The organism is Terrisporobacter muris (assembly GCF_024621905.1).
Lineage (GTDB): Bacteria > Bacillota > Clostridia > Peptostreptococcales > Peptostreptococcaceae > Terrisporobacter > Terrisporobacter muris.
Genome location: NZ_JANKBY010000435.1, coordinates 1 through 2,460, shown reverse-complemented (window position 1 = coordinate 2,460; position 2,460 = coordinate 1). Strand labels below are relative to the sequence as shown.

Below are 2,460 nucleotides of genomic sequence, written 5' to 3'. Positions count from 1 at the left end.
ATTGCGATTTATAAATAAAAGTAAATACTCACTTGGCTAATATTTTATGCTGCTAAGTAGAGGGGAGATAAGTGAAATGAACAATATGGAATTTATTTATAAAGTTTTATTTCTTGCGTTTTCTATAATGTGGGCAGGGAATATATTATTATTTAGATCTGAAAGGCAGATAATAATTAATCCGTTGTTAATTATTATTGCAGCAATTCTAGTGGTTTTACCTGATACTAAAGAAATTTTTAGTATTGATGTTGAAGAAGCTAAATCAACCCTGTATATAATTTATTATGTGGTGGTTGTATGGGGGCTGATAATAACTAGAAGGAAAACTGATTTATTCTAAAATAAAAAGGCATATAGCCTTTTTATTTTACAACAGTTTTGATTATAACGGTTGATGATGTATATTTATTCTCGCTTAGGCTTGCAATTATATAATAAGTACCCTCTTTGGTAAATGAGATATAACCATCTTTAGATATTGTTGTTAGAGCTGGATTATTTGTTTGTATATATAGTTTACAATTTTTAGATAGCTCCTTTGAAGGCTCCCAATAATTAGCGTAGTTATCTATTGACTTATATAATAAGCTTCTTATATTTATTTTTTCGTTTTTAGATAAAGATATATTTGTTTTATTACTGCATAATTCATATTGTGACTTCTCTGATGGAATAAAATTCAAATCGTGATCTACTTCTACACTTTTCTTTTCTAATGATTCAACCACATTACTTTCTGTTAGATAATTATTTTCTATGTTTATGTATTTGATGCTATTTAGATTTAAAATTTCTTTTGGTAATGTTTTTATGTTATTGTTCCAAAATATAAAAGAATCTATACTTTCTAATGTTGATATGCCAGTTAAATCTTCTATATTTTCTTTGCTTGCATAAAACTCTCCATCTAAAGATTTTAACTTAGATAAAGTTATATCTTCGTTAGGGAAATAAGCATATATTACATCTCTAAAGTTACTATCAGGGAATATATCTGTTAACTCTTGTTTAGTAAGAGGGATATTTTCGTTTTTTAGTGGAACCAAACCCATTGATAGTGTTAATAATATAAATAATGAACATAATTTTAAAATTTTCATTTAATAAAAAACCTCCCATAAAAATAGTATATTACTAAATTTCTATGGAAGGTTTTTATTCCCTTGTACCTTGTGTCTACTTTCGTACAATATATTAATGTATATTTCTACTTGATTTTATGTTTTTACATTATTTTAATGTATTTATTACTTTTTGTGCTTCACATCTATATATTTTAAGGCCTTGAGATGTAAACTTATCTTCATATTCTGTTGTTATATTTTCTATATCTTCATTATTTGCTAAGTCTAATGAAATATTTTTTAATTTCCAAGGATTGTTACAAAATTCATTTAGCGTAAATTCAAATAATTTCTCGTTATCAGATTTAAAATGTACTTCTCCATCATCCTTTAATATATTGAAATATTTTTGTAAAAAGTTTGTATGTGTTAATCTTCTCTTTGACCATCTTTTCTTAGGCCATGGATCGCAGAAATTTATATATACTCTTGATAGTTCTTTTTTATCAAAGTAATCTTCTATTTTATTAACATCACCCCAGATGAAAGTTATATTTGTTAAATTGTCGTTAGCAGCTTTCTCTACAGCTTTTAATAAGACCTCTTCTTTTATCTCCATAGCAATATAGTTTATATTTGGATTTAATTTTGCTAAAGTAGTGATAAATTTACCTCTACCAGTTCCGAATTCAGCATGGATTTCATTGTCATTTTTGAATACTTCATTCCAATGACCTTTTAGACTTTCTATATCTTCTCTCTTTACATAATTTTCATAACTTAATAGTTTTAAGTCAGAACCTTTTTTCTTTCTTCTTCTCACTAATCTCTACTCCTTTGGTACAAAATAATAGAGTACTAGAATATTCTACTAGTACTCTATATAAATAATTAACAGTCGCAACCGCCTGAACAACCAGAGCAACCTCCGCCACCGTTAGAAGGCATATTTTCAACCATAACAACAAATCCTCTGTTTGGCATTTCTTGAATGATTACATTACCGTATGTTAAGAATTCATCTTGGTTCATTATAAAGTGTATTCCCTCTAAGTCGTAAGATACATCTTCGCCTTCTATCTCGTTATCAAGAGCTAAAGCGAAGTTTGGTCCTGAACAAGCGAAACCTGCAAAGTAAACTCTTACGTTATGTGGTTTATCTTGGTTATCTGATATTATTTCTTTTAAAGCGTTTATTGCTGATTCTGGTGCAAATACTTTCATATTTATTCCACCTTTCTATTTGTAGTTTAATTACCTTATATAAGTATACAATAAAATCCAAACTATTTAAATAAGAAGCTATTAAATATTTAATTTTCTATATGATGTTTATTAAATTGTATACGAGATTTAATTTATATTTTTAACAAAAATTTGTATTTATATAACT

General features: G+C 26.9%; 4 protein-coding genes. 1 reads left to right on the top strand and 3 read right to left on the bottom strand.

Going from position 1 to position 2,460, the window contains the following annotated elements; translation table 11 throughout:
• Positions 1 to 76 precede the first annotated feature (76 nt).
• Complete coding sequence (locus tag NSA58_RS18865; protein ID WP_039677846.1) at positions 77 to 343, top strand: hypothetical protein; 267 nt, start codon at positions 77 to 79, stop codon at positions 341 to 343.
• Between the two features lie 22 nt (positions 344 to 365).
• Here NSA58_RS18865 and NSA58_RS18860 read toward each other — a convergent pair whose 3' ends face one another.
• The 3 genes from NSA58_RS18860 to NSA58_RS18850 form a co-directional block, all read right to left on the bottom strand.
• Entirely contained in the window at positions 366 to 1,103 is a 738-nt protein-coding gene (locus NSA58_RS18860) for a hypothetical protein (RefSeq protein WP_052232774.1), read from the bottom strand.
• Positions 1,104 to 1,233: 130 nt separating this feature from the next.
• Positions 1,234 to 1,890 (bottom strand): tRNA (guanosine(46)-N7)-methyltransferase TrmB, encoded by a 657-nt coding sequence (trmB, locus tag NSA58_RS18855; protein ID WP_039677845.1) that lies wholly within the window; start codon positions 1,888 to 1,890, stop codon positions 1,234 to 1,236.
• A gap of 68 nt (positions 1,891 to 1,958) precedes the next feature.
• Positions 1,959 to 2,291, bottom strand: coding sequence for a Fe-S cluster assembly protein HesB (locus NSA58_RS18850; protein ID WP_039677844.1), 333 nt, complete (start codon positions 2,289 to 2,291; stop codon positions 1,959 to 1,961).
• Positions 2,292 to 2,460: the final 169 nt, after the last annotated feature.

What these genes read in the sequence shown, in the direction of transcription:
- NSA58_RS18860 (WP_052232774.1), bottom strand. Translation starts at nt 1,103, where the DNA reads ATGAAAATTTTAAAATTATGTTCATTATTTATATTATTAACACTATCA.
- NSA58_RS18850 (WP_039677844.1), bottom strand. Translation starts at nt 2,291, where the DNA reads ATGAAAGTATTTGCACCAGAATCAGCAATAAACGCTTTAAAAGAAATA.
- NSA58_RS18865 (WP_039677846.1), top strand. Translation starts at nt 77, where the DNA reads ATGAACAATATGGAATTTATTTATAAAGTTTTATTTCTTGCGTTTTCT.